26 protein-coding genes and 1 tRNA gene are annotated in these 25,629 nt (G+C 57.0%); 16 read left to right on the top strand and 11 right to left on the bottom strand.

Going from position 1 to position 25,629, the window contains the following annotated elements; translation table 11 throughout:
* From WA354_RS10025 to WA354_RS10015, 3 genes are all read left to right on the top strand, one after another.
* Window positions 1-1,179, top strand: a 1,179-nt coding sequence (locus WA354_RS10025) for a sensor histidine kinase (RefSeq protein ID WP_472812870.1), incomplete at its 5' end; no start/stop codon positions are given.
* A gap of 92 nt (window positions 1,180-1,271) precedes the next feature.
* Window positions 1,272-2,279, top strand: coding sequence for a phosphate ABC transporter substrate-binding protein PstS (pstS, locus tag WA354_RS10020; protein ID WP_472812869.1), 1,008 nt, complete (start codon window positions 1,272-1,274; stop codon window positions 2,277-2,279).
* A gap of 145 nt (window positions 2,280-2,424) precedes the next feature.
* Window positions 2,425-4,710 (top strand): GH92 family glycosyl hydrolase, encoded by a 2,286-nt coding sequence (locus WA354_RS10015; RefSeq protein WP_472812868.1) that lies wholly within the window; start codon window positions 2,425-2,427, stop codon window positions 4,708-4,710.
* 8 nt (window positions 4,711-4,718) lie between these two features.
* Here WA354_RS10015 and cyaY read toward each other — a convergent pair whose 3' ends face one another.
* The 3 genes from cyaY to WA354_RS10000 form a co-directional block, all read right to left on the bottom strand.
* The gene (gene cyaY / locus WA354_RS10010) at window positions 4,719-5,042 is read right to left on the bottom strand and encodes an iron donor protein CyaY (protein ID WP_472812867.1); all 324 of its coding nucleotides are present in this window, start codon (window positions 5,040-5,042) and stop codon (window positions 4,719-4,721) included.
* A gap of 56 nt (window positions 5,043-5,098) precedes the next feature.
* Window positions 5,099-6,733, bottom strand: a complete 1,635-nt coding sequence (locus WA354_RS10005; protein ID WP_472812866.1) for a hypothetical protein — start codon at window positions 6,731-6,733, stop codon at window positions 5,099-5,101.
* Window positions 6,734-6,974: 241 nt separating this feature from the next.
* Complete coding sequence (locus WA354_RS10000; protein ID WP_472812865.1) at window positions 6,975-7,466, bottom strand: HPF/RaiA family ribosome-associated protein; 492 nt, start codon at window positions 7,464-7,466, stop codon at window positions 6,975-6,977.
* 222 nt (window positions 7,467-7,688) lie between these two features.
* On the opposite strand from WA354_RS10000, the gene WA354_RS09995 reads away from it, so the two are divergent.
* Window positions 7,689-8,054 carry a VOC family protein gene (locus tag WA354_RS09995; RefSeq protein ID WP_472812864.1) on the top strand — a complete coding sequence of 122 codons (366 nt, stop codon included), beginning with the start codon at window positions 7,689-7,691 and terminating at the stop codon, window positions 8,052-8,054.
* A 309-nt stretch (window positions 8,055-8,363) separates the two neighbouring features.
* The gene (locus tag WA354_RS09990; protein ID WP_472812863.1) at window positions 8,364-9,017 is read left to right on the top strand and encodes a hypothetical protein; all 654 of its coding nucleotides are present in this window, start codon (window positions 8,364-8,366) and stop codon (window positions 9,015-9,017) included.
* A gap of 27 nt (window positions 9,018-9,044) precedes the next feature.
* Here WA354_RS09990 and WA354_RS09985 read toward each other — a convergent pair whose 3' ends face one another.
* On the bottom strand, window positions 9,045-9,671 hold the full coding sequence (locus WA354_RS09985) for a trimeric intracellular cation channel family protein (protein WP_472812862.1): 627 nt from the start codon (window positions 9,669-9,671) through the stop codon (window positions 9,045-9,047).
* A 104-nt stretch (window positions 9,672-9,775) separates the two neighbouring features.
* Entirely contained in the window at window positions 9,776-10,327 is a 552-nt protein-coding gene (locus WA354_RS09980) for an NADPH-dependent FMN reductase (RefSeq protein WP_472812861.1), read from the bottom strand.
* Between the two features lie 65 nt (window positions 10,328-10,392).
* Between WA354_RS09980 and soxR the strand changes: the two genes are divergently transcribed.
* Both soxR and WA354_RS09970 read left to right on the top strand, forming a co-directional pair.
* Window positions 10,393-10,887: a redox-sensitive transcriptional activator SoxR gene (soxR, locus tag WA354_RS09975; RefSeq protein ID WP_472812860.1), complete on the top strand. Its 495-nt coding sequence runs from the start codon at window positions 10,393-10,395 to the stop codon at window positions 10,885-10,887.
* A gap of 102 nt (window positions 10,888-10,989) precedes the next feature.
* Window positions 10,990-11,244 carry a hypothetical protein gene (locus WA354_RS09970; protein WP_472812859.1) on the top strand — a complete coding sequence of 85 codons (255 nt, stop codon included), beginning with the start codon at window positions 10,990-10,992 and terminating at the stop codon, window positions 11,242-11,244.
* Between the two features lie 42 nt (window positions 11,245-11,286).
* Here WA354_RS09970 and WA354_RS09965 read toward each other — a convergent pair whose 3' ends face one another.
* Window positions 11,287-12,132 (bottom strand): maleylpyruvate isomerase N-terminal domain-containing protein, encoded by an 846-nt coding sequence (locus WA354_RS09965; RefSeq protein WP_472812858.1) that lies wholly within the window; start codon window positions 12,130-12,132, stop codon window positions 11,287-11,289.
* A 455-nt stretch (window positions 12,133-12,587) separates the two neighbouring features.
* Here WA354_RS09965 and WA354_RS09960 point away from each other — a divergent pair, with 455 nt between their 5' ends.
* The 7 genes from WA354_RS09960 (at window position 12,588) to WA354_RS09930 (ending at window position 18,439) form a co-directional block, all read left to right on the top strand.
* On the top strand, window positions 12,588-13,343 hold the full coding sequence (locus tag WA354_RS09960) for a TetR/AcrR family transcriptional regulator (protein ID WP_472812857.1): 756 nt from the start codon (window positions 12,588-12,590) through the stop codon (window positions 13,341-13,343).
* The gene (locus WA354_RS09955) at window positions 13,327-14,394 is read left to right on the top strand and encodes an HlyD family secretion protein (RefSeq protein WP_472812856.1); all 1,068 of its coding nucleotides are present in this window, start codon (window positions 13,327-13,329) and stop codon (window positions 14,392-14,394) included. Before WA354_RS09960 ends, WA354_RS09955 begins: the two co-directional genes overlap by 17 nt.
* Complete coding sequence (locus WA354_RS09950; RefSeq protein ID WP_472812855.1) at window positions 14,391-15,440, top strand: ABC transporter ATP-binding protein; 1,050 nt, start codon at window positions 14,391-14,393, stop codon at window positions 15,438-15,440. Before WA354_RS09955 ends, WA354_RS09950 begins: the two co-directional genes overlap by 4 nt.
* A complete protein-coding gene (locus tag WA354_RS09945) occupies window positions 15,437-16,549 on the top strand; it encodes an ABC transporter permease (protein ID WP_472812854.1) in 1,113 nt (370 codons plus the stop codon). The genes WA354_RS09950 and WA354_RS09945 overlap by 4 nt, the downstream gene beginning before the upstream one ends.
* 493 nt (window positions 16,550-17,042) lie before the next feature.
* Window positions 17,043-17,591, top strand: a complete 549-nt coding sequence (locus WA354_RS09940; protein WP_472812853.1) for a hypothetical protein — start codon at window positions 17,043-17,045, stop codon at window positions 17,589-17,591.
* A gap of 106 nt (window positions 17,592-17,697) precedes the next feature.
* Window positions 17,698-17,880 (top strand): hypothetical protein, encoded by a 183-nt coding sequence (locus tag WA354_RS09935; protein WP_472812852.1) that lies wholly within the window; start codon window positions 17,698-17,700, stop codon window positions 17,878-17,880.
* Between the two features lie 7 nt (window positions 17,881-17,887).
* Window positions 17,888-18,439 carry a 3-hydroxyacyl-CoA dehydrogenase NAD-binding domain-containing protein gene (locus tag WA354_RS09930; RefSeq protein ID WP_472812851.1) on the top strand — a complete coding sequence of 184 codons (552 nt, stop codon included), beginning with the start codon at window positions 17,888-17,890 and terminating at the stop codon, window positions 18,437-18,439.
* 20 nt (window positions 18,440-18,459) lie between these two features.
* On the opposite strand, the gene bshA is transcribed toward WA354_RS09930, so the two are convergent.
* Complete coding sequence (gene bshA / locus WA354_RS09925; protein ID WP_472812850.1) at window positions 18,460-19,599, bottom strand: N-acetyl-alpha-D-glucosaminyl L-malate synthase BshA; 1,140 nt, start codon at window positions 19,597-19,599, stop codon at window positions 18,460-18,462.
* A 110-nt stretch (window positions 19,600-19,709) separates the two neighbouring features.
* Window positions 19,710-20,579, bottom strand: coding sequence for a ChbG/HpnK family deacetylase (locus tag WA354_RS09920; RefSeq protein WP_472812849.1), 870 nt, complete (start codon window positions 20,577-20,579; stop codon window positions 19,710-19,712).
* A 129-nt stretch (window positions 20,580-20,708) separates the two neighbouring features.
* Here WA354_RS09920 and WA354_RS09915 point away from each other — a divergent pair.
* Window positions 20,709-20,785 (top strand) — tRNA-Val (locus WA354_RS09915).
* A gap of 75 nt (window positions 20,786-20,860) precedes the next feature.
* On the opposite strand, the gene WA354_RS09910 is transcribed toward WA354_RS09915, so the two are convergent.
* On the bottom strand, window positions 20,861-21,121 hold the full coding sequence (locus WA354_RS09910) for a hypothetical protein (RefSeq protein WP_472812848.1): 261 nt from the start codon (window positions 21,119-21,121) through the stop codon (window positions 20,861-20,863).
* 260 nt (window positions 21,122-21,381) lie between these two features.
* Here WA354_RS09910 and WA354_RS09905 point away from each other — a divergent pair, with 260 nt between their 5' ends.
* Window positions 21,382-22,662, top strand: coding sequence for a nickel-dependent putative hexonate epimerase (locus WA354_RS09905; protein WP_472812847.1), 1,281 nt, complete (start codon window positions 21,382-21,384; stop codon window positions 22,660-22,662).
* A 23-nt stretch (window positions 22,663-22,685) separates the two neighbouring features.
* Here the strand turns inward: WA354_RS09905 and WA354_RS09900 are convergent, their stop codons facing one another.
* Entirely contained in the window at window positions 22,686-23,513 is an 828-nt protein-coding gene (locus WA354_RS09900; protein WP_472812846.1) for an energy transducer TonB, read from the bottom strand.
* A 2-nt stretch (window positions 23,514-23,515) separates the two neighbouring features.
* Window positions 23,516-25,629: S9 family peptidase (locus WA354_RS09895; RefSeq protein ID WP_472812845.1), on the bottom strand; the 2,114-nt coding region annotated here is incomplete at its 5' end.

Genomic DNA, 25,629 nt, shown 5'->3' with positions numbered 1-25,629 from the left:
CAGGGGGACTTGAGCGCGCGCCTGGAACACGGCCGCGGGGATGAACTGGCCGCGATGGAAGCCGCGCTGAACCAGACGGCCGAGCGGTTAGGACAGAGCTTCGCCGAGATCGAGAGCAGTCGGCACGAACTGGCAACCATGCTGGACTCTATGCAGGAGGGCGTGGTTGCGGTGACGGCAGATGGTGCTGTCCGATGGTCAAATGCCGTGATGAAGCGGATTGCGGGGACGGAGATCCGCGTCGACCGGCCGCTGGTGCATTCGCTGCGCGATCCGGAGTTGCTGAATTGCGTGAAGAGCGCTCAGGAGACACGTGAGGTTCGGTACGGGCGATCGAACTCGCTTGCGCCGGGGCAGTCATTTGAGATCAGCGTCGCGCCACTGCCAACTGGCGGAGTAATCGCGGTGTTGCACGACGTGACGCGCATTGAGTCGGCGGAACGGTCGCGGCGCGATTTTATCGCTAACGTGAGCCATGAACTGCGCACGCCGCTGACGTCGATCCAGGGATACGTGGAGACGCTGGTGGAGGATCCTCACCCCAATCCCGCGACGACCAACGAGTTTCTGCACGTGATTCTGAAGAACGCTACGCGCATGAATCGTTTGACAGAAGATCTGCTGGCCCTGGCCACGATCGAGAGTCCGGATTACAAGCTTGCCATGCAACCGACGCGAGCCAGCGAGATGGTGAATGATGCTATCGATTCGCTTGGTGGGCTGGTACTGGATTCGGGGGTTGAGCTTGAATCGTCGGGAGCACCCGATGCCTTGGTCATGGTGGATCCAGATGCGATGAACCAGGTGTTCGGAAATCTGATTGAGAACGCAGTCAAATACGGCAAGTCGGGTGGGCGAATCGAATTGGGTGCGCGGGCGATGGAAGGTGAGATTGAGTTCTACGTGCGGGATTTTGGTCCCGGCATCGCGTCAGAGCACCTGGAGCGGATCTTCGAGCGGTTTTATCGGGTGGACAAAGCGCGCTCGCGCGAAGCGGGTGGAACCGGACTTGGACTGGCCATTGTGAAGCACATTGTGCAGGCGCATGGGGGAAGAATCCGGGCGGAAAGTGAACTTGGCTCGGGAACGACATTTCTCTTTGCATTGCCGATTGCGCCATCGAAGCACCGCCAGGATGAGCATACTGACGCTCCGGTGTCCGCGCGAAGTGACGATTAAGTCGATAAAGAATCAGAATCCTGCCCGCAATTCAAATCCCCGTAACATTGGCTATAGAGAATAAGTAACGGCAGTGATCCTGCATGGGAGCGATGAACGTGAAAAAGACTTTGCTTACAGTAGGCTTGTTGGTTATAGCCATGGGCGCGGCCCAGGCGCAGAAGTTAACCGCAGCCGGTGCAACATTCCCTTATCCGATGTACTCCAAATGGTTTGCTGAATACAGTGCTGCGCATCCTGGCGTTGAAATTAACTACCAGTCGATCGGTTCCGGCGGCGGGATTGCCCAGGTGACCAAAGGGTTGGTCGACTTTGGCGCGTCAGACATGCCGATGACTGATGAAATGCTGGCATCCTCTCCGGTTAAGCTCATTCATCTTCCCACGGTTCTCGGAGCGGATGTGCCGGCATTCAACGTTCCGGGTGTAACCGATCTCAGGTTTAGCGGCGACGTGCTCGCCGACATCTTTCTGGGCAAGATCACCAACTGGAATGACGCGCGCATCGCCAAAGATAATCCTGGCGTGAAACTGCCCGACCAGAAGATCATCGTTGTGCACCGATCGGAAGGGTCTGGTACTACGTTTATCTGGACCGATTATCTGAGCAAGGTGAGCAAGGAATGGGCCAGCGGGCCGGGCAAGGGCGCTTCGGTCGCATGGCCGGTGGGTGTCGGTGGGAAAGGCAACGAAAACGTGGCAGGGCTCGTGCGTCAGTTACCCGGAGCCTTGGGCTACATTGAGCTCATCTATGCTTTGCAGAATCATATCAGTTTTGCCTCGGTGAAAAATGCGGCCGGGAACTATGTCAAAGCCTCGATTGAAAGCGTTACTGAGGCTGCCGGGAGCGTGAAGCAGATGCCTGCGGACTATCGCGTGTCGATCACGAATGCTCCGGGCGCGAACGCGTATCCGATCTCGAGCTTCACCTACTTGCTGATTCCAGTGAAGGGAAATAACGCGGCGAACCGCGTCGTGATGAAGGACCTGTTTAGCTGGATATTGAAAAACGGCCAGAGCCAAGCATCTTCGCTTTCGTATGCACCGCTGCCGGATTCTCTGATCGAGAAGGAATTGAAGACCGTCTATTCGCTACAGTAAGAACCAAAGAGAAAGAGCGGGTCGCGCTTGAATGCGCGGCCCGTTTTCTTTTTTGCAACAAGGCTGAAGTCGCGCGGGAAAGTCTACTGTCCGGGAAGAGTAGAATTCGAGGCTGAGAAAATTCTCGAATTAAGGGACCTCACTGATGCGCGTGCATTCTTCGCTTTGTGGTTTGGCGCTGCTGCCAATTTTGTTTGCTTACTCCGCTCTCGCACAATCCTCCCCGACCCCGTATGACTCAGTCGATCCGCTGATTGGCACAGCGGGAGGCGGGAACACGTTTCCCGGTGCGACGCTGCCCTTCGGGATGGTGCAATGGAGTCCCGATACGAATACGGATGCCTGGTACAAGTACGACGAGATGCAGCTGTATGGCTTCAGCCTGACGCACATCAGCGGGGCTGGATGCCCGCTCTACGGTGATTTTGCTGTGATGCCCACGCTGGATGCGCTGACGGCGAGTCCGGGAACAAAGTTCGCGCCACTTGCGTTCGATCGCCGCGATGAGCAGGCACATCCCGGCTACTATGCGGTGACGCTGACGAACGGCGTGCACGTGGAGCTGACTGTTGCGGACCGCGCAGGGATTGCTCGGTTTACATTTCCGCAGGGCGCGGATGTGCGGATGCTGATTAATGCGGGGAGCAGCGCGAACTCGATTCCTTCGGCGAACGAAAATCCGCGCGATCACGAGGCATTTGGCAACCACATCGAAGTGAATCCCGACGGTAGTTTTTCCGGTTGGACGCGCGCGGGTCGGTTCTGCGGGAGTGACTCGCATTACAAACTATTCGTCGCCGGTCGTTTCAATAAAAGTCAAAAGTCGTCTTCGCTCTGGCAGGATGACTCTCCCGCGTCGAAATCGGCGAGCGGCAAACATACCGGTGCATGGTTCGACTTCGGGAAGGAGCGGGAAATTCTCCTCAAGGTCGGGGTCTCATTCGTGAGTGAGGCGGGTGCACGGGCAAACCTGGAGAAGGAAATTCCTGATTGGGACTTTGAGCATGTTCATCAGAAGGCGCGCGACACGTGGAGCGCGCTGTTGAATCGAGTTGCGGTAGAAGGCGGAACTGGTGATCAGAGGAAGATTTTCTACACCGGCGTCTATCACTCTTTCTTATCTCCGAACTTGTTCAGTGATGAGGACGGGCAGTACATGGGGTTCGACGATAAGCCGCATTCGCTTGCGGGGACCAGGCAGAAGGCGCAATACGCGAACTTCTCCGATTGGGACATCTATCGCAACACAGTGCAGTGGCAGGCTCTGTTTGAGCCGGAGCGCGAGAGCGACATGATGCAAGCTCTCGTGAATGATGCGGAGCAGAGCGGATGGCTTCCGCGCTGGCCGGCGGCAAACGATGTGACCTACGTGATGGGCGGCGATTCTCCGGTTGCGCTGCTGTCGTCGTCTTATGCATTCGGCGCGCAGAATTTCGATACCTCCAAAGCACTCGATTACATGGTGAAGGCCGGAACTCAACCAGGCATAGGTCCCCATCATGAATCGGAGCGGCCATTCCTCGCCGAATATCTGAAGGCCGGGTATACCCCGGTGGATAAAGACCACATTGCGGCTTCGCGAACGCTGGAGTATGCAAGCGATGACTTCGCGATTGCCCAATTCGCGAAAGCGGTTGGCCGTGAGGACGTCTACACCCGCTTTCTTAAACAGTCTGAGAACTGGAAGACGCTGGTTGATCCGGAGACGCACTGGATCAGGCCGCGAAATGGTGACGGCTCATGGATGGCTGGGTTTGATCCGGAGCGTTCGACTCCCAAGCGCTATGCAGGCGCAGGCGAGGGCGGGGACCAGATGGGGTTCGAAGAAGGGAATACCTACCAATATTCATTCATGATTCCCTTTGACTATCCGGCTCTCTTTGCAGCCATGGGAGGTGACAAGGTTGTGGAGCCGCGGCTGGATCATTTCTTTACGGCGCTTCGCTGCTGGGGCAAACCATGTTTCAACATTGAGAACGAGCCGGATTTTGTAACTCCGTATGCGTACGTGTTTCTGGGAAAGCCGTGGAAGACGCAGGAAGTGGTAACGCGGATCGGTCAAGAGACCTTCAAGGCGGCGCCGGATGGCATTCCGGGCAATGACGATCTGGGCGCGACATCGGGTGTGTATGTCTGGAACGCGCTCGGATTCTATCCGGCAATACCGGGTGTAGGCGGAGTGGTGCTGGGAACGCCGATGTTTGACAAGGCGACTCTGCAACTGGCCGGCGGACGCACTGTGTTGATATCGCGCGAAGGCGAGGGAATCTACGTGCAGCAGGTGATGCTCGATGGGATTTCTTATCCCAATGCATGGCTGCCGATCAGCAAGATTCATGCAGGGATGAACCAGTTGCATTTCAAGATGAGTGCGGAGCCAGACACGCAGCGGGGAACTGCGCCGGAAGATCGGCCGCCGGCGTTTCGATAGATCAACGATTAATGTTGCGTATTTTCGTTGATGAGACGATCGACGAGCGGGATGAGTTTTTCGCCGGTGCGGGGAAGGACAAATACGCCGGCGGATGCGTCCCAGTCGAGTTTGAAACTCGTGGAGAGTGCGGAGATCCAAATCTGGCGAACCGGGGAATTGGGCGTGATTACGAATTTCACGGCGGGCTCTTCGAAAACAACGTTGAGCACACCACCCTGCTCCTCGACTTCAAAGCCGGCCTCGTTTTCTTCTTCGCGGGCGATGAGGTGCTTTTTTAGAGCATCCAGGGCACTCTCGGCCGAGCGACGGAACTCAATTTCATCCAGCATGTATCAAGTGTAGCAATCGACGGCTCGCGATGGCCTGCCCTGTCTCGACGGAACAGCTACTCGAACTTCATCAGTGCCACTATCAGGGAATCCCTGCGTTGGTTGGCGTTGTCATCCGAGTAATGCAATACGCGCATCCAGGCGAAGAACGCGACTAAGGCCAGCGCCAGGAAAATGGGCACGGGCAACCATTGTTCTTTTAGAGACCAGCAGAGCCAAAAGACCAATCCTCCCACGCCGAGCACTCCCAATTGAATGAACGTGGCCGGAAGGCTGTTTGCCTGCGCTCCAGCCGGCCGCGTGATGCGACCCGGATTGATGCGGTACGGAGTTGAGAGTGAAAAAATGATTCCCGCGGCCAAATTGCACGGCAGCGCAAAAACAAGCCATGCGCCGGTTCCCGCCAGCACCACAAAGTGCGGAACTCCCAACCGAAGACAGGCCAGGGCGCCGGCCACGAACCCTACGAGGGCGAACAGGATGGAGTGGAGAAGATTCTTGGCTAACAAAACTGTTCTGATCGGTGTGGGAGAAAGGAACAAGAGCTGAATGCCGGCGCCTTCAGCTCCCAGATTGTTGTAGAACAATCCCGTAAATCCAAGCAGACCGTAAGCCATGCACAAAGGAAACGCATACGGAAACGAATTCCTCGCACCAGAAGTGCCGTTATGAAACACGCCTGCAATAAATGGCACGATCAGCGCAGGTATACAGATGGCCCATAGCAATGGCACCGTGCGCGAAAGAGCGCGCACCTCCTTCTCCAGAATTGCGACAAAAGGGCCAGAGCCGCCGAATGTCCATCCGCCCTGGCGTGCGGTTATTTTGCCCCGGGTCGGAGCCCAACTCAAATTCTGTCCGCGATACTCAGCCTTGAGACGGGCCGCCAGCGCACCTCCCGCAAAAACCACCCACAGCCCGAGTACAGTCAGTGACGCAAACCCCGCCGCGGGCTTCTGCTCAACGGCCTGCTGCAATATACGCGCCGCCGATCCCGGCGGAAGCCACTGCTGCAACTGTTTCGCGGTCTTTACCAGCGGCGCATATTTCGCGAGCGCATCGCGGAATGGCACAGTCTGCTCCTGGTGGCTCATCGAGCCCTGATATCGCCTCTGATTCCACACGGAATTGATCAGCAGCAGGCTCACGAAGAAAATCATGAACAGCGCACCCAGAATCTCCCGAGTCTTCCGCTGCGCCAGCCATCGATCGATCCAGGCAAAGACTGCACGGACCAGCAGAATATTGAATACAGCGAAGACCAACAGTGCGATTGTTGTCCACAACCACAAATCTGGCCGTGCGATAACGATTCCCAGCCAGACTCCCAAACAGCAGAGCATACCCACAATGGTGGAAGCGTCCATCAGGCCGGAGATCAAATACAGCAGAAAGTACGAGCCAAAACGGACCGGAAAGCGCAGGAGAATGCCGAGGTCGGATTGCTCTTGAAACGAGGCCACAACCAGCGGAAACATCAGCCAAAGAAAGCTCATCGCCCAAAACAGAATTGGCAAATGCTGCCAGGAAGAATGTGACGCAAACGAATAACCGGCAGCACCCAAGCCCGCTCCCGAACCCAGTCCCAAGATGGAGTAAAACATCCATGCAATGCCAGTGGCGCCGAGATCAAGCAAGCCGTGAATGGAGCGAAGACCATGGATGAACATGCGCCAACGCAATCGGGCCATGGCTGCGTACTGCGCTGACGCTTCCCGGCCGAACATTCCTCCCCTGACTCCTTTCACGTCAACTCCTGTCACGCTAACCATGAAAGTTCCTGCTCTGAATCCTGCTAGTTGCCCTCGCCAGCTTCTTCTGCATTCCATGCAAGTAGTCAGTCGCTAGTTTCCAGTTTTCGCTTGAGACCGTACATGCGATCCACAAGGTATTGATACTCACGGGCGGTGATGACGGATTCTCTTAAATTCTCTATCGGGGCCAGCCCTTCCGCCGGGCCTGATAGATGCCTTTTTTCTTGGGGCCGCGAGGGCTGAGCTTTGTCGGCTTCTTCGCTGCTGCTTTCTTTGCTGCGGTTTCCTTCACTTCAGGTTTCTTCGCTGAGGCTGCCTTTTTCCTTGGCTTCGGCGCAGGCGCCGAGATCTGCGCGGCTGGCCTTCCCTTCTTGCCAAAGAAGGTGGTAAGTAACCGCTTCATCTTTTTTAGGCCTCCGTCAACCGCTGACTCGGTTGTCGCGGCAATTGTGCTTGTTGTGAGAGGTCGGTCTCCGGCGGGACGCACCTCGATCAGACAACGCTTGTCGGCGCGGCCGGTCTTTTTGTTATCGATGTCGCTGAGATGAATCTCTACACGCGTAAGCTCTTTGGCGAACCTGTCCAGGTCGCGCTTTGCCTGGTCTTTAACAAAGCTCGTCAGGCTGGTATCTACATGGATCGTCTTGTCGCTGTTGACCTGAATTTTCATTCAGTCCTCCGAAGAAGAGTTGTACATTAACAAGCTGGTTCAGTGTACGCCCGCCTTGAATGCACTCGTGCGAAAATCCGCGCGACTTTCAGCTAACAGTCGAGGGATACGCCCGACGTGTTTGAGGTTTCGAGATAGCAGTCCTGACGGCCACGTTTTATTTTCGGCCGTTCCCGATAGCCGCCCCTTTCGAGTTAGCAAGACCTGCCTTACACTTGATCCATGATCCGTCAGATCGCACCCCAGTTCTTCACCACCGACATTCCCGGCACGATTGCATACTACAAAGACAAGCTCGGCTTCGAGTGTCGGGGGACATGGGACGATCCGCCGATATACGCCATCGTGGCGCGCGACCATCACGCGATACATTTCCGCTGCGCCGAGCCGCCCACAGCCAATCCGGACAAATATGCAGACGAACTGCTGGACGCATACCTGCTTGTGGAAGATTTAGACGCGCTCTATGCCGAGTACGCAGCCAGGGGCGTGGTGTTCACTCGAGATCTTGGCGACGTACCCTGGGGCGGCCGAGAGTTTGTGGTCAAGGATTGCGACGGGCGTCTGCTGGCCTTTGGCTCGAACTGATAGCGGGTTCAGATCTGCGAGTAAATAATTCCTGACTGGCACATTTGCCAGTGGCAGAGCATCAAACAACGGACTATACGAGATTGTAGAAAGCTGCGCGACCGACTTCGGGACAAGGGATTCGCTCATGTCCGGTACCGCTTAGCGGTGGGGCGGCTCATCTGGATGCAGGTGCAGTACCGAGGTTCGGTCAAGAACTGCGATCGAGCAGCACGGCGGGAGCAGGAATATTGAATGCGAACTCGATGCTTAGTTCGGCAGGTCTTGCGCCGCGAGATGATTTTTCGAAGATTGGTGATCAGAGTTTTCGTGGCACTTCTGGTTACGACTTCATTCGCGCAAGAAAAAACTCAAACAACAGGGCAACCGGAACCGACCGTAAACACCCAGCTTCCGGTTAACTGGTTGTATGGCGCATACATTCCCAAGAATGCTCCCCTGGTTGCGCTGAATGGCCGGGAGCGTTTCAAGCTTTACATTCGCCAGACCTATACGACACCCGGCATTTATATCAAGACTGGATTTTTCGCGGTGCACGATCAAGTGAGAAATACGCCCGAAGACTGGGGAGATGGATTCTCTGGCTTCGCCAAACGCGTCGGATCCAATCAGGCGACAAATATTATTCAGAACTCATTCACCTCTTTGGGCCAGGGGATGGTTGGATGGGAGCCGCGCTATGACCGTTGCAAGTGCGACGGGTGGCCGCGCCTTCGACACGCGTTCATCAGGAACTTTATAACCTACGATCGCAGTGAAAAATCACTCAGACCCAATATCATGCCCTTTGCGGCGGCGTTCGGAGCGGGAGCGATCAGCGCCACCTGGAATCCTAATAATCCAACCATCACCGTCAAGGGATATCAGAGCGTAATCACGCAGGCGTGGGTGGGTGTCATCATCAACACCATTGGTGAGTTCATGCCCGACGTAAAGAAGAAGCTGAGCAGGCACAAGGATTGATCAGCGGCATCAACCGGTCACGCCTGCTCATGGAACTGATGCCCTCGGCAGGTTCCAATGAAACCAGACGGCGCATACGCGGAGCGAGAAACAGACAACGCCACCCAGGACCGCAGACAATGCCGGATGAAGCCCCAACCTTCGTCCCAGCACCATCGCCGCAGAGCCAATCAGCGCGGCAATGGCGTAGATGTCGGTATACAAGATGATGGGAATATGCATCAGCAGAATGTCCCGGATAGCTCCTCCACCCACGCCAGTAATCGTCCCCATCAAAATGGCGATGAAGGGAGGGATGCCGTAGCCAAGGGCCTTCTGCGTTCCGGCCACCGCGAACAATGCCAGACCCGCCGCATCAAGAATCATTAGAAGTTGCGAAGGGATCTGATGGGCAAACTGATGCAGGATGAACACAGCCCCGCCCGTGGCAAATGCGCTGACCGCATAGCGCCAATCGCGGATGGCCTGTGGTGGAGTGGCTCCAATCAGCACATCGCGCAATACGCCGCCACCCAGAGCCGTCGCGAATGAAACCACCATCACACCAAAGAAATCGAGATTGCCCGCGATCGCTGCGAAAGCACCTTCCATCGCAAACAAAATGGTTCCCGCGTGATCGACAACAAATAGCAGTCTGTCCGACTTGCTGTTCATGCTTGTGTCTTTCAGGGGACGCTGTATTCCAGCGCACTGGATGATGTCCGCTCTCACAATTTAACAAAGGCGCAAGCAATTATGTGGCGTGCCGAATTCAATCACTAGACTGTTTTGGCGTAAGGCCAGATGTTACGGGCGTGGGCGAGACTGACGGCCCACCAGTGGAGACGGCGGAGCATCGCATCCATAGATCGCTCGGCACGCTCGGGGCTGCGCAGTGAGCCGCTGGCGTCGAACTGTTCCCATGCGCCGGCGAAGCTGACACTGTCGCGGATGGTGACGGCGTGAAGTTCTGCGAAGACGAGGCGGAGTTGTTCAACCGCCCGCAGTCCGCCGGAGATGCCGCCGTACGAAACGAAGGCGACGGGTTTGGCATGCCACTCCGACCCGAACGAATCGATGAGTTCCTTGAGCGGTGCGGGGTAGCCGTGGTTGTATTCCGGCGTGACCACAATAAATGCATCGCAAGCGGCGATGCGCTGTTTGAACTCCGGTGCGCCGAGGGATTCGGCTGCCAGGGGATCAATAATCTCCAGCGCGAAACCTTCGCGGGCGCCGATCTGGCTGGCGGCCCAGCGCGCCACGGTGTCGCAGAAGCGGCCGGCTCGGGTTGAACCGTATACAAGCCCTACCTTGATCGGGGATTCCGTCATTTTGTATTCCTCCACTGGCTCAAGAGTAAAACCTCAAGTAAACTTGAGGTCAAGAGGGATTGTGCATGGCAAGCAAATTGCTGAAAGTGGAGGCGCAACGCCCGACGATTCGCCAGGCCCTTAGCGTAGGGGAAGTGGCGGCGCGGAGCGGCGTGGCGATTTCGACACTGCACTTTTACCAGGCGGAGGGCTTGATCTCCAGCTGGCGCAACAGTGGAAACCAACGGCGCTATGCCCGTGAGGTGTTGCGCAGGGTGGCGGTGATCAAGGTGGCGCAAAGAACCGGCATCCCGCTTGCGGAGATTCGGGACGCGCTTGCAACATTGCCGCAGAAGCGAACTCCAACGGCGACGGACTGGAAGGAGCTCTCGGCGCGGTGGCGGGCGCAGCTCAACGATCGGATCGAGCGCCTCACGCGGCTGCGCGACCAGTTGGATGGCTGCATAGGGTGCGGGTGTCTGTCGTTGCAGGTCTGCCCGCTTCGGAACCCATGGGATCGCCTGGCAGCCGATGGCCCCGGACCGCGACTGCTTGATCCGGAGATGTGTTGCCGTAAATGAGCTTTGCCGTCGCCACATCGAGGCCTAAGTTGCACCTGGCGGCGGCAAGCTGCCTGAAGTTCCGCCATATTCTGCCGATGAGATATGAACGGGGAGAACGTAATGGGACTTAGTCCGATACCCGGAATCCGCGGAGTGGAATCCGCAACGGTGACGCGCGAGGAGCGCGAGGTGCAGCCGCCCTTTGCGCTCGATCCCTCGGGGCGCTTGGGCGATGATGCATACAACGGGGCCAACCAGCAGACGGAACGGGGGCTGGAAGAGGAAGACTCCGAGGTTGTGGAGGAAGCAGACAGCTCGTCTGAATCACCATCGAACTCATCCGATTCGAAGGGCGGCGTCAATTTCTTCGCATGATCCGGATCGGATTGTACGGCGGGTACAATCCCGGGGGCACGCCTAGCCCACGATGGCAGTGAGATGGAAAACGCGCTCACCCAGGTTGCGATCACCTTCGAGGGATGAGTGTGCCAGCGCTTCTCTGCGATCGATGCCCTTCGTGAAAACGCGCCAGGCAAGCTCCTGCGGGATGACAACGCGAGCGACTGGCATGGTTTCGGATGGACCCGCAAAGCCCCATCCTGAATCTCGCCTCTTCAGCAGCCAGGTGCCGCCACAGTTGCCGGCGATTTCCAACTGCACGGTTGTGCCGAAGGGCGGTTCCACGTCGCGAAAGGCGTACGGCAGTCCGCGAACGAAGCAATCGAGGACCGGATGATAAAGCTCCGGTGTCATGATGCCGGGACGATTAGTGGCGAAGCGAATCTGCTGCTGGTGATGCCAGCGCTCGGTGAGTTCGCGAGCGGTGTCGAACCAGTTGAGGGAAGCGGATTCACCCGCCCAGCTCACGTTGAATACGGCGGGAGCAAAGGGGTCGAGCGATTCATGGAAGTCGGCGCTCTGGCGGCAGGCCGTTTCCATAATCTCGATCAGAACCGGAGGACTGAGACGACGGTAAACCGTGACGCCCTCGTGATTCAGACGATTGACCAGGTCAACGACACCTTGCGGCGATCGAATGGTTGAGTTTTCAACGAAGCAATGGTCGCGAACCAGGGAGAGCTTGCGTAGAACCGTGTCGAGCAGGTGCCCGGCCACGTCGCGGACCTTCCATGCGGGCGCGACGGTCGATAGATCCCATTCGTCGGGTCGAAGTTCTCGCAACAGCCCAATCAGTTCTGCGTCGACGCGACGCAGCAGGGGAGCACAGAGAATTGGCTCGAGGCCGCAAACTTCTTCATTCATCACAGTAATGACGATCCTACCGTTCGCTCCCGAAGGGCGCAGAGTAGTGCGGCACGCCAGTGCTGCAGAAACATTAGAGCAAGTGCTCTAGGGTGAAGCTCGGGTTAGGGCCAGGGCGCTCTGCAATATTTCCATCGCATTGGACTGGCACTCTGTGATTGGCCTGTGTGGATGTTCCAACTGGATTTTTTGCGAAACAAGAACGATTACTGCAGCCTGAATGGTATGCCGGAGTTCCTTCATTTCAATGAAGATATTCTGGTCTTCCATTTCCGGTTCCCCCTCGTGCAACGAACTAATTAATCCCGACCGTTAGCAATTATCAAGATTGCGACGGTTCCCGCGCTGATTATAAAAGGGTTACGGAGAAGTAGCACGATGATATTTTTCCAGCTTGCTTAGGATCGAAATCTGCTTTATTTTTACTAACTAGTTAGTTTAACTGTTTGGTCAATATGAATTCCGAGACACAAACCACTTCTGCTCCCTCTGACCGGTCTTCCGAGACTCGCGCACGAATTCTCGATGCAGCGTTGCGCGAATTCAGTGCGCTGGGGATGGCTGGCGCACGTATGGATCAGATTGCTGCGGCCGCGGGAGTGAACAAGGCGCTGCTTTACTACCACTTCGACAGCAAGGAAAACCTCTACGCGGCGGCGCTCGAAATGATCGCGGGCAGGGTTCGCGACCAGTCAATGTCGGTCTTTCTGTTGAAAGCGTCACCTGGAGAACGGCTCATTCGCTCGGCATTGAATCACTTCGACCGAATTCTGTCGCAGGGCGAGTTTCAGAGCCTGATGCAGCAGGAGATGATGCGCATGCACCAGGGCGAAGCCAGCGCGATGTCGATCGTGGTGAAGCGGGTGTTCGCGCCAATGCAGGCGATGCATCAGTCGATGGTCCGCGAGGGAATCGCTTCGGGAGAGCTGATCAATGCGGACTGGATGCAGATTCACCTCTCCACGCTGGGAGCGAATGTTTTCTATTTTCTGGCTGCACCGGTTTGGCGGCTGCTGATGGACTTCGATCCATTTGCGCCCGAAGTGCTGGAAGCACGGCGGCGGGCGATGGTGGAGTTTCTGGGGCAGACGGTATTTGTAGATCGCGCGCATGGCGCAGAACTGGCTGCGAAGGTGCTTGGGGATACGACGATGCCGGAACTTCCGAGTGCACGACATTTTGTTGGGAGAAGCGATGAACGCAAGAAATAGAGTTTTCATGATCTTGGGACTGCTTATGGTTGGATCACTTGTCTGGTATCTGCTGACGGCCCGTACGTCAGGCGATCTGAAGCTGATCGGCACAGTCGACGCGAACGAAGTACTGGTGAGCGCGAAGATCCCAGGACGAATCCAAACGCTGAACGTGGACGAGGGGCAGTCGGTGAAGGCCGGCGATCTGATTGCGGTAGTGGAGAGCGACGATCTGGCGGCGGCTCAAAAAGCGGCCGAAGCCAACGTTCAGAGCGACCAGTCAAAGCTGGCCGAAACCGAAGCAACGCTGCGCCAGAATGAAGGCGAAGTCTCCAGTGCGACGATCAACGCAGAAGCACAGGTGAAGGCAAGCCAGGCGGCGCTGGCGCAGGCAGAGGCGAACCTGGAGCATCAGAAGGCCGATACAACGCGAACGGTTGCACTTGCGAAACAGGGGATCGCGAGCGATCAAGCCAAGGATGAAGCCGTGAGCAGCTTGAATGCTGCGCAGGCCGCTGTGGAGTCTGCACGTGCAAATATAGCCGCGGCGAAGGCTGCTCTGCAGCAGGCGCGCGCGCACGAACTGCTGGCCCATGCATCAGCACAAGCTGTGGCCTCGACACGCGGCGTCGTGCTGAATGCCAAGGCGCTGGCAGATCAGGCGAACGTAGAGGCGGGCTATGCCAAGGTTTTCGCACCTGTTTCGGGTCCGGTGAATGTGCTTGCGGCCCGACAGGGTGAGGTGCTGGCGGCGGGCGGGACCATCGCGACGATCATGGACCTGACCCAGACATGGGTCTACGCACCCCTACCGGAGACGCAGGCCGATGCGGTTCAACTGGGCGATAGTTTGAAAGTGGTGATGCCCAGCGGCGCGACGGTGCAGGGGAAAGTAATTGCCAAATCGGCAGAAGCGGACTTCGCCACGCAGCGCGACATCAACGGAGGCCGAAAGCGCGACATCAAGACAGTGCGGCTGAAGCTGCTGATCGACAACCCCGAAGAGAAGTTCGTGCCGGGAATGACGGCCGAGGTGTATATACCGAAGGCCAAGCTGGTGAAGCAATGACGTCGCACGCGCGTACCGTTACGCCTACTCCGGATCCGCTGCCCGGCCAGGCGGAGGCTGCGATTCGCGTTGAAAACATTGTGAAGAAGTACGGCGATTTCGAGGCGGTGAAGGGTGTGAATTTCACGGTCGCCGATGGAGAGATCTTCGGGCTGCTTGGGCCGAATGGAGCGGGCAAAAGCACACTGATTCGCATGATGACGACGCTGATTCCAGTGACGAGCGGGAAGGCGATTGTTGGCGGACACGATGTAACGAAGGAGCCCGATGCAGTGCGACGGATGATCGGAGTGATTCCGCAGGCGCTGACAAGCGATCAGGATCTTACGGTCGAAGAGAATTTGAGTATTTACGCAAAGCTTTACAGCGTTCCGAAGGTGCAGCGGGAAAAGAATATCGCCGAGGTTCTGGAAGCGGTGGATCTGACGAAGTGGCGGAAGGCGCAGACCAAAACGCTTTCGGGAGGCATGCGGCGGCGGCTTGAAATTGCGCGTGGATTGGTGCATGATCCGCGGATTTTTTTTCTCGATGAGCCGACCACTGGTCTTGACCCTGTCTCGCGCATTGCCGTGTGGGAGATGCTGAACAACTTGAAGAAGACGCGCAACCTCACCATGCTTTTGACGACGCACTACATGGAAGAAGCCGACCGGCTTTGCGATCGCATTGCGATTGTCGATCACGGAACGCTGGTGGCGCTGGGCTCTCCGGTGGAGTTGAAGCAGAGCGTGCCCGGATCGAACGTGGTCGAAGTGCAATTCAATCGCGAGGATCCGGAGTGGAAGGCGCGCCTGGAAGCGCTTCCGGATGTAACGGAGGTGCAGTCGCAGTCTGCGGGAGTGTATCGCGTGCTGACTTCGAATGGCTCGCAGACCACGACCCAGTTGGTGGAGATGGCGAAGGCAATGGGCGAGCAACTCACTTCACTGAGCGTGCAAAACACGTCGCTCGATGACGTTTTTGTTCACTATACGGGCCGTCAATTGCGGGATGAACAGGTGAAGGCGGTCTTCACGATGCCGCCGCGGCCGGGAGCACAACCATGAACAGATTTCTTGCCATTGTTGAGCGCGAGATGCGCAAATTCTTTCGCTCGCCCGTGCTGATGATCATGTCGATGATGCTGCCGCTGGTGCAGCTCATCATTCTGGGAAATGCTTTCGGCGGCAAGATCCGCGGGGCGAAGGTTGCGGTTGTCGATCACGACCACGGCCCGCAATCGCTAAAGGTGCGCGAGGCGTTCGATTCGATCGCGGTAAACATCGCAACTTTTACGACAGTCAATTACGACGATGAAACACAAGCGCGCGAAGATGTTCGGACCGGCAAGGTGGATGCAGCGGTAATCATTCCGGCACAGTATTCGCGGCGCGTGTATGCGCAGGATGCGCCGAGTATCGGGCTGGTCGTGGACAACTCCGATCAGTTCCTTAGCGGGTCGATCGAGGGCGAGATGCAATCGCTTGTCGACGCTTTGAATCAGCCGGTGATTCAGGATCGCGTGGTGAAGAACATCGCTCTGGAGATCGTCGAACTCTATCCCTACGTCGAATACATGAAGTACCTACTTTCCGGATCGATCGCGCTTGCGATGTACATCTCGGTGATGATCGGCGGCGGGATGCTGTACATCGACGACAAGGCCCGAGGCGTGCACGAGGGATACCTGGTGACGCCGATCAGCAAGCTCGAACTGGTGATGGGGCTGAATGCGGCGGGCGCAATCAAGGCGGTATTGGCGGGGATTTCGCTTACGGTGATTGGATCGCTGATGGCGGGATTGGGCGTGATTTTTCACCCCATGGCGCTGCTGCAACTCTTCCTGTTAATCGTGGGAGTATCGATCGCCTTCAACGGAATGATGTTTCTGATGATGGTGCGGGTGGACGATCCGCTGGTGCCGCGCGCGATGTTTGGCGTGCTGAATACGCTGCTGTTCTTTCCGTCGGGGGCAATTTATCCGATCGCCGCGTTTCCGCCGTGGCTGCGGGCGATTGCGATTGTCGATCCGTTCACATACGCGATTCACGGGTTCAAGGCGATTTTGCTGAAGGATGGCGGATTTGTTGCGATTCGAGGCGATCTGCTGTTTCTGTTTGCTTTTGGAATTGGCACGCTGCTGATTGCTACGCCGCTGTTCAAGCGGACGCTTTGAGAAGCAGCTATCAGCTTGTACGGAGTCGAACGAGGCTGATTGGAGAAGACCGAGGCTGAGGGCGCGGAGATTGGGTTTCCGGCGGGCAAGCAAGATTAGTCCGGAATGCGATGAGCGGTCCATTCCTTGTGGGAGGATGGGCCGCCTCGGCGCGTTTGGGGGTAGTGATTTTAGATTTTGGCTAGTTCGACGCGCCGGTTTATCGATCTTGGGTGGGCGTTGCACTGTCGGTAAAGGGAGTTGACGAATCCCTCACGTTTGCACCGTCAAGTGCCGCGACAAGCAGATTTGCCGATTTTTGTTTAGCTTGTCAAACCAAAAAATGAAGATAGCCCATTTTTGGTCCGGCGGGCGAAATAGGCCTTCGACTGGAGCACCGAAAAGGCGACAATCATGGCAATCGCATCCCCAAAAAGTACCGTTACCCTGCACGGTAGTGTCAGTTGTTTGAAAGCGAACTTGGGCTAACATCGGAAAAGAAAGCCCCAAGCCTATGACCACTCAGACTGTTTCTGACACGATTTCTCGGCGCATCGCGGAGGTCACAAAGCCCGTGGAGGCCGAGGCTGTGCCTGAGAAGAAGAAAGTTCCCGCGACCTGGGAAGAGGAAGAACTGGAAAACTACGAGCCTAAGCGCTCGAAAGCGGTCGAGATTAAAAAGAAGGCAGACGCCAGGGCAGCGCTTTTGGTGCGACAGCTTCCACACCAGTTGAACGCATTGCGCGAAGTGATTGCGATTCGCTGTGAGAGCGTGAACACCAGGGCAGGCCGCACGGTTTTATGTTCGGTGAATCCAGATCGAGAGCGGCTGGAGATTCGCCGCGAAGACGACATGGGCTTCGTAATGCAATTCGATCCAGAAAAGAAGAAAGTGCGCTTTTCAGGCAAGGTGCTGGGATTCGATCGGGAATACGAACTGGTTGTTCAGACGCAGGACGATGTTGACTCAACCGCATGGTTTTCGCAGACCACTCTTGCGACCGAACAGACCGACGATCTGGCAAAAGCAATGATTTCGACTCTCCTTCGTTTCGACCAGTAGCGGTTACCCTCTGCACAATCAAAAAGCGCCCGCACATCGGGCGCGCTTCCCCTTCGCGACCTCACCGCCTACAATGGGGACTGACTTCAATCAAGAGGACTCCTCAATGCCGCTGTCTGGTGAAGCCATTCGACTGATGAACTATATCGATGATGTTGCAGTGACGTTGCGTCGCATCCTGGCCCTCGTTCCCACGCTTTCTGCTGAAGAGCGCGCGCGGATTGCCGAGCATCTCGTGCATTCCTCGCCTAACGCTGAAGACGTAGCCAAAGCCCTGGCCGCAAAGTAAGTCCGGGATGCAAGCTGCCATCATCGGAGCCGGGCCGCTGGGCCGATGGCTCGCGCTCGTCGTCGCCCGCGCCGGCTACACAGTGCTGCTGGAAGATGTAATGCCCTCAAATCTGCATCACGCGCAGGAATATCTGCGCCAGCAGTTGGGGCCGGCGGCGCTGCCGAAGGTGACGTTTGCCACCACGATCGAAGAGGCAGTGCGCGAGGCCGACCTGGCGATTGACTGCGTGCCGGATGAACTGGAATCGAAGCTGGAAATTTTCTGTCTGCTTGACCGGATGGCGCCTCCGCGCACGGTTCTGATTACTCCGACGAAAAGACAGTCGATTGCGGACCTTGCTTCATGTACCTATCGGCCGGATAAGTGCGTGGCACTCGTGGCAGATGTGCAGGAGCTTACGGGCATGGCGATGACCAATGGCGAAGAACGAGGAAACGGCGCTGCGATTCTTCTGCGGACTCCGCCGCAGGTGAGTGTGGAGACAATCGCGGTGGTGAGAGAGTTCTGGGAACGGATCGGATTCGCGCCGCGCTATGAAGCTGACCTTATGCCGTGATCGCGCTAATCGGAGCAGCTCTACCTGCCGAGTATCTTCTCGTAAAACTTGACGTACATGGGAAGCACCAGGGAAGCGCAGAAGCGCTTTTGCGCATCTTTGCGGGCGGCATCGCGCATCGCGTCGAGCCGGGTGCGGTCCGTCAAAAGACCGGTGGCCCCGGCGGCCATAGCGTCGACATCGCCTACCGGAAAAAGCAGGCCTGTTACGCCGTCTTCAATCAATTCGGGCACTCCGCCAACGCGTGTTGCGATGGCGGGAACCTTGCAGGCCATGGCTTCAAGGGCGGCGAGGCCGAAGGATTCGAGCGAGCTGGGCATGATCATGAGATCGGCCAGGGGAAGAAGCTCGTTTACGCGATCCTGCTTGCCGAGGAAATGAATTCTTTCATTGATTTTGAGGTCGTGCGCCAGCCACTCCGCGGCGGAGCGATCAGGACCGTCGCCGACCAGGATCAATTGCGTTGGAACTTCGCGCGCCACTTGCGCGAATACCTTAACCACGTCGACGACGCGTTTGACGGGACGGAAATTCGACAAGTGGATCAAGATGGCTTCGTCGGGGCGGGCAAATTTGGATCGCGCTTTTACGCGAAGATCTTCGTCGGCGAAAGGCGTATAGACATCGCAATTGACGAAGTTCGGGATGACCTCAATGGGTCGGGAGATACCGAAGTCCACGACGGTTTTCTCTTTGAGATAGCTTGAGATGCTGGTCACGCCATCGCTTTCCTGGATAGAAAAGCGCGTAATGGGCAGGTAACTGCGGTCAAGTCCCACGAGTGTAATGTCAGTGCCGTGAAGCGTGGTGACGAAGGGAAGCTTGCGACCTTTCACGGCCAGCATCTGGCGGGCGAGGAGGGCACTCACGGAGTGCGGAATGGCGTAGTGAACGTGGAGAAGATCGAGATCGCAGAACTCCGCAACCTCTGCCATGCGCGAGGCCAGCGCCAGGTCGTATGGAGGAAACTCGAATAGCGGATAGCTTGAGACGGGAACCTCATGATAGAAGATGCCGTCGTCACGCCCGCTGAGGCGGAATGGCTGCGAGTATGAGATGAAATGGACCTCATGACCCGACGCAGCGAGTTCAATGCCGAGTTCGGTGGCTACAACGCCGGAGCCGCCGTAGGTGGGATAACACGTGATGCCGATGCGCATACGGCCGCCTTGCGTTCGAAAAAAAAAGAGATTCAGGTTTTGAGATCCGCCTGCTTTGGTTTGACGTCTCGACTCAGGGAGAAGATGCAAAACCCATGATTTGTGCGGCTTCAGCCGGCAGCTTTCTGTTCCACCGCGTGACCGAGGCTGGCAAACGACACGAGATCAATTCCTCGGTAGTCCTTGATGGCCATGAGAGCATTTCGCTCGATTTCGCGCGATTCCAGCAGGCGCGTATTCGCCCGTGCCAGCTGCTCGTCGCGGTAGCCGGGATGGGAGACCAGTTCAAAGGTGCCTTCCGGCATAGCGGTGACCAGGGCATTCACGGTTGCGATATTGACAGAGCCGGTAGCCAGAACTCCCACAGCTCCATCGGTGGTTCGAAATCCCTCTTCTTCGGCGATGCGACGAAAGCGGGACTCAAACCGGCGAAGCAGGATGACTTCAGCACGCCGCACCTCAGGTGCGTCGGTGGTCGCATTCAAGCTCCAAACCGGCTCGAATGGATTGCGAATGGCGTGAATGCCCGCGGCTTTTGCTGCACGCAGCACCGGTCGCAGAATTCCGGGAAACATGTGCATGTGCTTATGGGTGTCGACATGCGTGAGACGGAGGCCAAAACTCTGCAGCAGGGCTATCTGCGCGGCGGCTTCGGCCTCGACCTCCGCGCTGCGAATGCGCGCCGTGAAAAGACGCTTCAGGAAACTGCTCATCGTCGGATAAAAGAGCCCGGTGCCCGGATCGATGAGGGACGAAATCGCCCGCTTGTCTGAAACCGGCGTGCCGTCGACGACAACGATATGGCAGCCCACACCGAGTGTCGGCATGGCGAGGGCCATTTTCACGGCTTCTTCCGTGCAGGCAGCATGCGCCATGAGCGTGGCGCTGGTGAGCACTTCGGCAGCGTGAAGCTCGAGAATGGCGCGATTGACTCCGGGAGCGAGTCCAAAGTCGTCTGCGTTCACGATGAGGTGAGGCACGATGATTAGATTATCAACAGCAGCTGATTGACTCCACTCGCAGCATCGCAGGAAAGGCGAGGGGAATCAGCGAGGGAACCTGTTCGCTGCTATGATGACAAAGGGCCGCCAACCGGCCCTCCGCCATTGGGGCGGTTAGCTCAGTTGGTTAGAGCGCCTGCCTTACAAGCAGGAAGTCCGGGGTTCGAGTCCCTGACCGCCCACCATCCCCCACAAATCAATGCAATGCATGTATACGTGTCGATAAGGGCGGGCATCAGATGCCTCGCGTCATCGCGGATTCAGAAGCGCCGGAATCGGCATCGCTCAAGAAGTTCGGTCTCGACCGTAGCTTCGAGTTTGAGGGTTCTCCTGACAAACGAGAGTCTTCCCGCCGGATCGCCCTCCAAGGTTGCCAGGCCAAGTTGAATGGCCTCCATATAGGCATCGCCCACTTCTCTGTATTTTTTTCGCCATTTATAAAATGATTCGACGGCTCGAACCTCGGTCTCGAAGCCGCCTTCACACGGCTTGATTGTGGGAACCACTTTCAACTTTGGCATACATTTTCTCCTCTAGAATACTCCGTCATCATGCTGGAAACGCAAGGTGCAAGTTGAAAGATGCTTGTAGGTTACCCTCAATATTTCGTTAGTTGCTCGCGAGCAACCAAGTACCCCGAAAACATCTCCTTCACCGCTCAACATCCTCTTCTGCAAAGGTCGTTTGATCCGCAGCCGAGCACCGGTGTTGCTCCGAGGGCTGCAGTCCGCAAGGTGGTAGTTGTGTTCCGCAAAGGCCCGTTTGGGTTAGAGTTGAGCGCATGGGGATTTATTGCGCCGTTGGTGGTGTTGATGTTGACCTCGGGGCGCGACGTTTAGCGGAACTCCTGGCAGAGAGCCTCGATAAGCTGGGACGGCGCCATCGGGTCCTTGCAGTGCCGCCGGATATCACGCGTTTTCATTCGCAGGCTGGCTTGCTGACATGCGCAGCGTGGGAATATTTGGGGGACCGGCTGAAGGCTGTGCTGCCTGCCATCGGGACACATGCGGCGATGACGGCTGCACAGATGGACCATATGTTTCCGGGTGTTCCGCAGGAACTGTTTCACGTTCACAACTGGCGGACGGATGTGGAGACGCTGGGCGAAGTGCCGGCGGAGTTCATCTATCAGCAGTCGGAAGGGAAGCTGAATGTGCCGTGGCCGGCGCAGGCGAACAAGCTGATTTCGCAAGGCGGCTTCGATCTGATTCTCTCCATCGGGCAGGTTGTACCGCATGAAGTGATCGGGATGGCCAACTACAACAAGAACATCCTGGTGGGTGCAGGCGGAAGACAGGGAATCAACCTGAGCCATTACCTCGGCGCCGTGTATGGGATGGAGCGCATTATGGGGCGCGCGGAGAATCCGGTGCGTGCGGTGCTGAATTATGCTTCGGACCATTTCTTACGCGAGCTGCCCATTGTGTACGTGCAAACGGTGGTGGGCCGGCGTGCGGATGGCGGGCTGGCGGTGCGCGGATTGTTTATCGGGGATGATGTGGAGTGTTTCCACCTGGCGGCGGAACTTAGTTTGAAGGTGAACTTTGAGCTGGTTGCGGAGCCAATCAAAAAAGCGGTGGTGTATCTCGATCCGCACGAATTCCATTCGACGTGGCTGGGGAACAAGGCGGTGTATCGCACGCGAATGGCGCTGGCCGATGGTGCGGAACTGATCGTCCTGGCGCCTGCGGTGCGCGAGTTTGGCGAAGACAAGCGCATTGATGAGCTGATTCGCAAGTATGGCTATCGTGGAACGCCGGCGACGTTGGCTGCGGTGGAGGCGAATGCAGATTTGGCGGCGGAACTGGGCGCGGCGGCGCATCTGATTCATGGGTCGTCAGAGGGCCGGTTCACGATTACATGGTGTCCGGGGCAACTTAGCCGGGAAGAAATAGAAGGCGTGGGTTACCAATACGGAAATTATGCGGAGATGTCGGAACACTACAACCCGGATAAGTTATCGCATGGTTATAACCAGCTTGATGGCGAAGAAGTTTTCTTTGTCTCGAATCCGGGGCTAGGGTTGTGGGCGCATAAGTCGCGGCTAACAAGTTCGAATTGAGAATTCTGGCTATTGCAGGGCCTTCAATAGAGACGAAAATTCACTTCGATCACCATCCTGACTGGTACTCGCTCTTTGCCTTTCATGGCAGGCTTGAAGCGGTACTTCGCAACCGCTTCGAGTGACTTCTGGTCCAATTCCTCGTTTATACTTCGCACCACTCTGGGATCTTGTGGCATTCCATCGGCATCCACAATGAGGCTGATCAGACAAGTTCCGCCGACGTTCGCTTTTCGCTGTTCAAGTGGGTATTCTGCTTCCGGAGTTCTGAGAGGAACCGGCGCCGAAACGCCTCCGCCAATGTGGTTGAGTTTTGGCTGCTCGGGGCTTTGGATGGAACTGCGGGGAAAGAGCACAACCGTTGTTAGCGGCCCATTGGGACTCGGAAGCAATTTCTGAACCGGGGGCGATTTGAGCCTGAGGACTTCCGAACGATTTCCGCCTTCATCAATGGTATTGACCGTGCAGAGAGTCAATTTTATTTCGAGTTCCTGCGCAACCGCGATGGGAACGCCGCCTTTAGTACCCGGAGCAAAGTGATCAATTCTCGCGATACCAAGTGCCATGCGCTCGAGATCGTCGCTGAACGGGTAAACGGGAACGATGTTTTGCGACTTGCCTTGGGAATCGACAAACAGGGACATCCTGACGGTGCCTGTGCCGTGGTACTTGCAGTCGTTCGCTAAGATGGGTGAGAAGTCAGTTGGGCGCAACTCAGGAGCTGCGATGCCGTCTTCAGCGTGATAGACGACGACCGTTGAGTCAGAACCGGATTGATTTTGCGCCGGAGCGATGCTCGCAGCAAAGCAACACAGACTCGCAGCGATGATAAGACTAAAAAGCTGCTGCACTTTCAATGAATTTTCCTTTCGTTCTCCTGACTTAACAGGTTCAGTTCTCTCAGCAGAAAGGCGTAGTCGAAGGCGATTTCCTTCAGGTAGTCGTAGCGGCCGCTGGCGCCGCCGTGGCCCGCTTCCATATTCGTGACTAAAAGCAGCGGATTGGCATCGGATTTGAGGGTGCGAAGTCTGGCTACGTATTTTGCCGGTTCCCAGTACATAACCTGGCTGTCATTGAGGGATGTCTTGACTAACATGGCCGGATAACTTCCGGCCTTCAAGTTGTCGTAGGGCGAATAACTCAGCATGTACTTGAAGTAAGTCTCGTCGTTGGGATCTCCCCATTCTTCGTATTCGGGAACGGTGAGGGGCAGCGACGCGTCGAGCATGGTGTTCATGACGTCGACAAACGGAACGTGAGAGAGGACGACGCGGAAGAGGTCGGGACGGAAATTAGTGACAGCACCCATAAGAAGGCCGCCAGCGGAACCGCCCTCGATAGCGACGCGCGCGGGATCGCCGTAGCCCGTGGCAGTCAGATGCTCGACGGTGGCGATGAAGTCGGTGAAGGTGTTGCGCTTGACGAGCATTTTGCCGGCGTCGTGCCAGGGTTTGCCGAGATCGCCGCCGCCGCGAATGTGGGCGTAGGCCATGACGACGCCGCGATCAAGCAGCGAGAGACGGTTGGAGTTGAAGCCGAGAGGAAGGGCATAACCGTAGGAGCCATATCCATACACATAGAGCGGTGGTCGATTCGTCTCATGGCTGGTTGAGTCTTGAGCTTTCCCACCCTCGCCGCGATAAGACTGTGTCGAGGATGGGGCACCCACCTTGTTCTCCAAGCGGGCTGTTTGAAATTTATCGCGGCGGTAGACGAGGGAGATGGGGACCTTTACGCCGTCGGGTGCGGTGGCGTGGATGCGTTCGCTGGCATAGAGGGTGCGATCGAAGCCGCCGGGAACTTCCTGCTGCTTGAGGAGCGAGGATTCGCGCGTGCCGAGGCTGTATTCGTATACGGAACCGGGGGTGACGAGGGACTGGTAGCCGTAGCGAAAGGTGGTTGTTTCCCAGATACGATTGATGCCGGGCGATGCACTGTAGGCGGGCTCGGGGAAGGCGATTTCGCCAGCGGGATTGGCTTCGGGGGCCAGGTCTTGGAACTCCCAGAGGCGCAGGCGAGGCAGTCCGTCTTCGCGCTCACAGGCGACAAAAAAGTCGGCGAAGAGATCAATGTCTTCGAGCATGATGGTCTCGCGGTGGGGAATGCGCTCGACCCAGTTTTCGCGCGCGGGGGTATTCACGGGCGCGGTGACAAGGCGAAAGTTGCGGCCTCGATCGTTGGTGCGGATGAACCACTGGCCGTTGCGATGATCGACGGCATATTCGTGCTCGTCTTCGCGGGGGCTGATAACGGCGAATTCGCTGGTGGGCTGCTCGGCGGGGAGTACGAGGCACTCAGTCGTAGTGTGGCTGGCGGATTCGAGGACGATATACTTTCCGTCGCGGGTGCGTCCAGCGCCAATGTTGAAGCGCTCATCGTCGTCCTGATAGACGAGAACGTCGTCGGAGTGAGGCATACCGAGCTTATGGCGGAAGAGCTGGAACTGGCGCTTCTGCTCCTCGTCCTCGACGGAATAGAAGATTGTTTCATTGTCAGCAGCCCAGGTGACCGAGCCTACGCGTTCGACTTCTCCGGGCAGTGTTTCGCCGGTTTCGAGGTCTTTGATACGAAGCGTGTACTGGCGGAAGCCGGTGGTGTCCACGGTGTAGGCCAGCCAGCGGGCGTCGTCGGAGATGTCGGTGGCGCCGATTGCGAAGAATGCAAGGCCTTCGGCGAGCTGATTGCCGTCGAGGATGATCTCCTCGGGAGTATCCGGGAATGGAGTGCTGTAGTTTCCCACCCATGACAGCGATGAAGCTGCTGTCATGGATGGGTCACCGACGGTGCCGCGCTTGCGGCAGAAGATGGAGTATTGTTTTCCCTCTTCGGTGCGGATGTAATACCACCAGTCGCCCTCCCGATAGGGCGCGGACTCATCAGTCTGCTTGATATGGCTGAGCATCTCGTTGTAGAGCTGGTCGCGGAGCGGAGCAAGGTCGGCGGTGAGGGATTCAGCGTAGGCATTTT

Origin of the sequence: Occallatibacter sp., assembly GCF_049802275.1 — a bacterium.
Taxonomy (GTDB): Bacteria; Acidobacteriota; Terriglobia; order Terriglobales; family Acidobacteriaceae; genus Telmatobacter.
This window is presented reverse-complemented; position numbering and strand designations above follow the sequence as displayed.

Coding starts and splice junctions, on each gene's coding strand:
- WA354_RS09985 (WP_472812862.1), bottom strand. CDS start 9,671: ATGAACAGCAAGTCGGACAGACTGCTATTTGTTGTCGATCACGCGGGA.
- WA354_RS09935 (WP_472812852.1), top strand. CDS start 17,698: ATGCCGCTGTCTGGTGAAGCCATTCGACTGATGAACTATATCGATGAT.
- WA354_RS10005 (WP_472812866.1), bottom strand. CDS start 6,733: ATGGCCCGATTGCGTTGGCGCATGTTCATCCATGGTCTTCGCTCCATT.
- WA354_RS09950 (WP_472812855.1), top strand. CDS start 14,391: ATGACGTCGCACGCGCGTACCGTTACGCCTACTCCGGATCCGCTGCCC.
- WA354_RS09905 (WP_472812847.1), top strand. CDS start 21,382: ATGGGGATTTATTGCGCCGTTGGTGGTGTTGATGTTGACCTCGGGGCG.
- WA354_RS09945 (WP_472812854.1), top strand. CDS start 15,437: ATGAACAGATTTCTTGCCATTGTTGAGCGCGAGATGCGCAAATTCTTT.
- WA354_RS10015 (WP_472812868.1), top strand. CDS start 2,425: ATGCGCGTGCATTCTTCGCTTTGTGGTTTGGCGCTGCTGCCAATTTTG.
- WA354_RS09940 (WP_472812853.1), top strand. CDS start 17,043: ATGACCACTCAGACTGTTTCTGACACGATTTCTCGGCGCATCGCGGAG.
- WA354_RS09960 (WP_472812857.1), top strand. CDS start 12,588: ATGAATTCCGAGACACAAACCACTTCTGCTCCCTCTGACCGGTCTTCC.
- cyaY (WP_472812867.1), bottom strand. CDS start 5,042: ATGCTGGATGAAATTGAGTTCCGTCGCTCGGCCGAGAGTGCCCTGGAT.
- WA354_RS09930 (WP_472812851.1), top strand. CDS start 17,888: ATGCAAGCTGCCATCATCGGAGCCGGGCCGCTGGGCCGATGGCTCGCG.
- WA354_RS09965 (WP_472812858.1), bottom strand. CDS start 12,132: ATGAATGAAGAAGTTTGCGGCCTCGAGCCAATTCTCTGTGCTCCCCTG.
- WA354_RS09995 (WP_472812864.1), top strand. CDS start 7,689: ATGATCCGTCAGATCGCACCCCAGTTCTTCACCACCGACATTCCCGGC.
- WA354_RS09910 (WP_472812848.1), bottom strand. CDS start 21,121: ATGCCAAAGTTGAAAGTGGTTCCCACAATCAAGCCGTGTGAAGGCGGC.
- WA354_RS09955 (WP_472812856.1), top strand. CDS start 13,327: ATGAACGCAAGAAATAGAGTTTTCATGATCTTGGGACTGCTTATGGTT.
- soxR (WP_472812860.1), top strand. CDS start 10,393: ATGGCAAGCAAATTGCTGAAAGTGGAGGCGCAACGCCCGACGATTCGC.
- pstS (WP_472812869.1), top strand. CDS start 1,272: ATGAACGTGAAAAAGACTTTGCTTACAGTAGGCTTGTTGGTTATAGCC.
- bshA (WP_472812850.1), bottom strand. CDS start 19,599: ATGCGCATCGGCATCACGTGTTATCCCACCTACGGCGGCTCCGGCGTT.
- WA354_RS09970 (WP_472812859.1), top strand. CDS start 10,990: ATGGGACTTAGTCCGATACCCGGAATCCGCGGAGTGGAATCCGCAACG.
- WA354_RS09980 (WP_472812861.1), bottom strand. CDS start 10,327: ATGACGGAATCCCCGATCAAGGTAGGGCTTGTATACGGTTCAACCCGA.
- WA354_RS10000 (WP_472812865.1), bottom strand. CDS start 7,466: ATGAAAATTCAGGTCAACAGCGACAAGACGATCCATGTAGATACCAGC.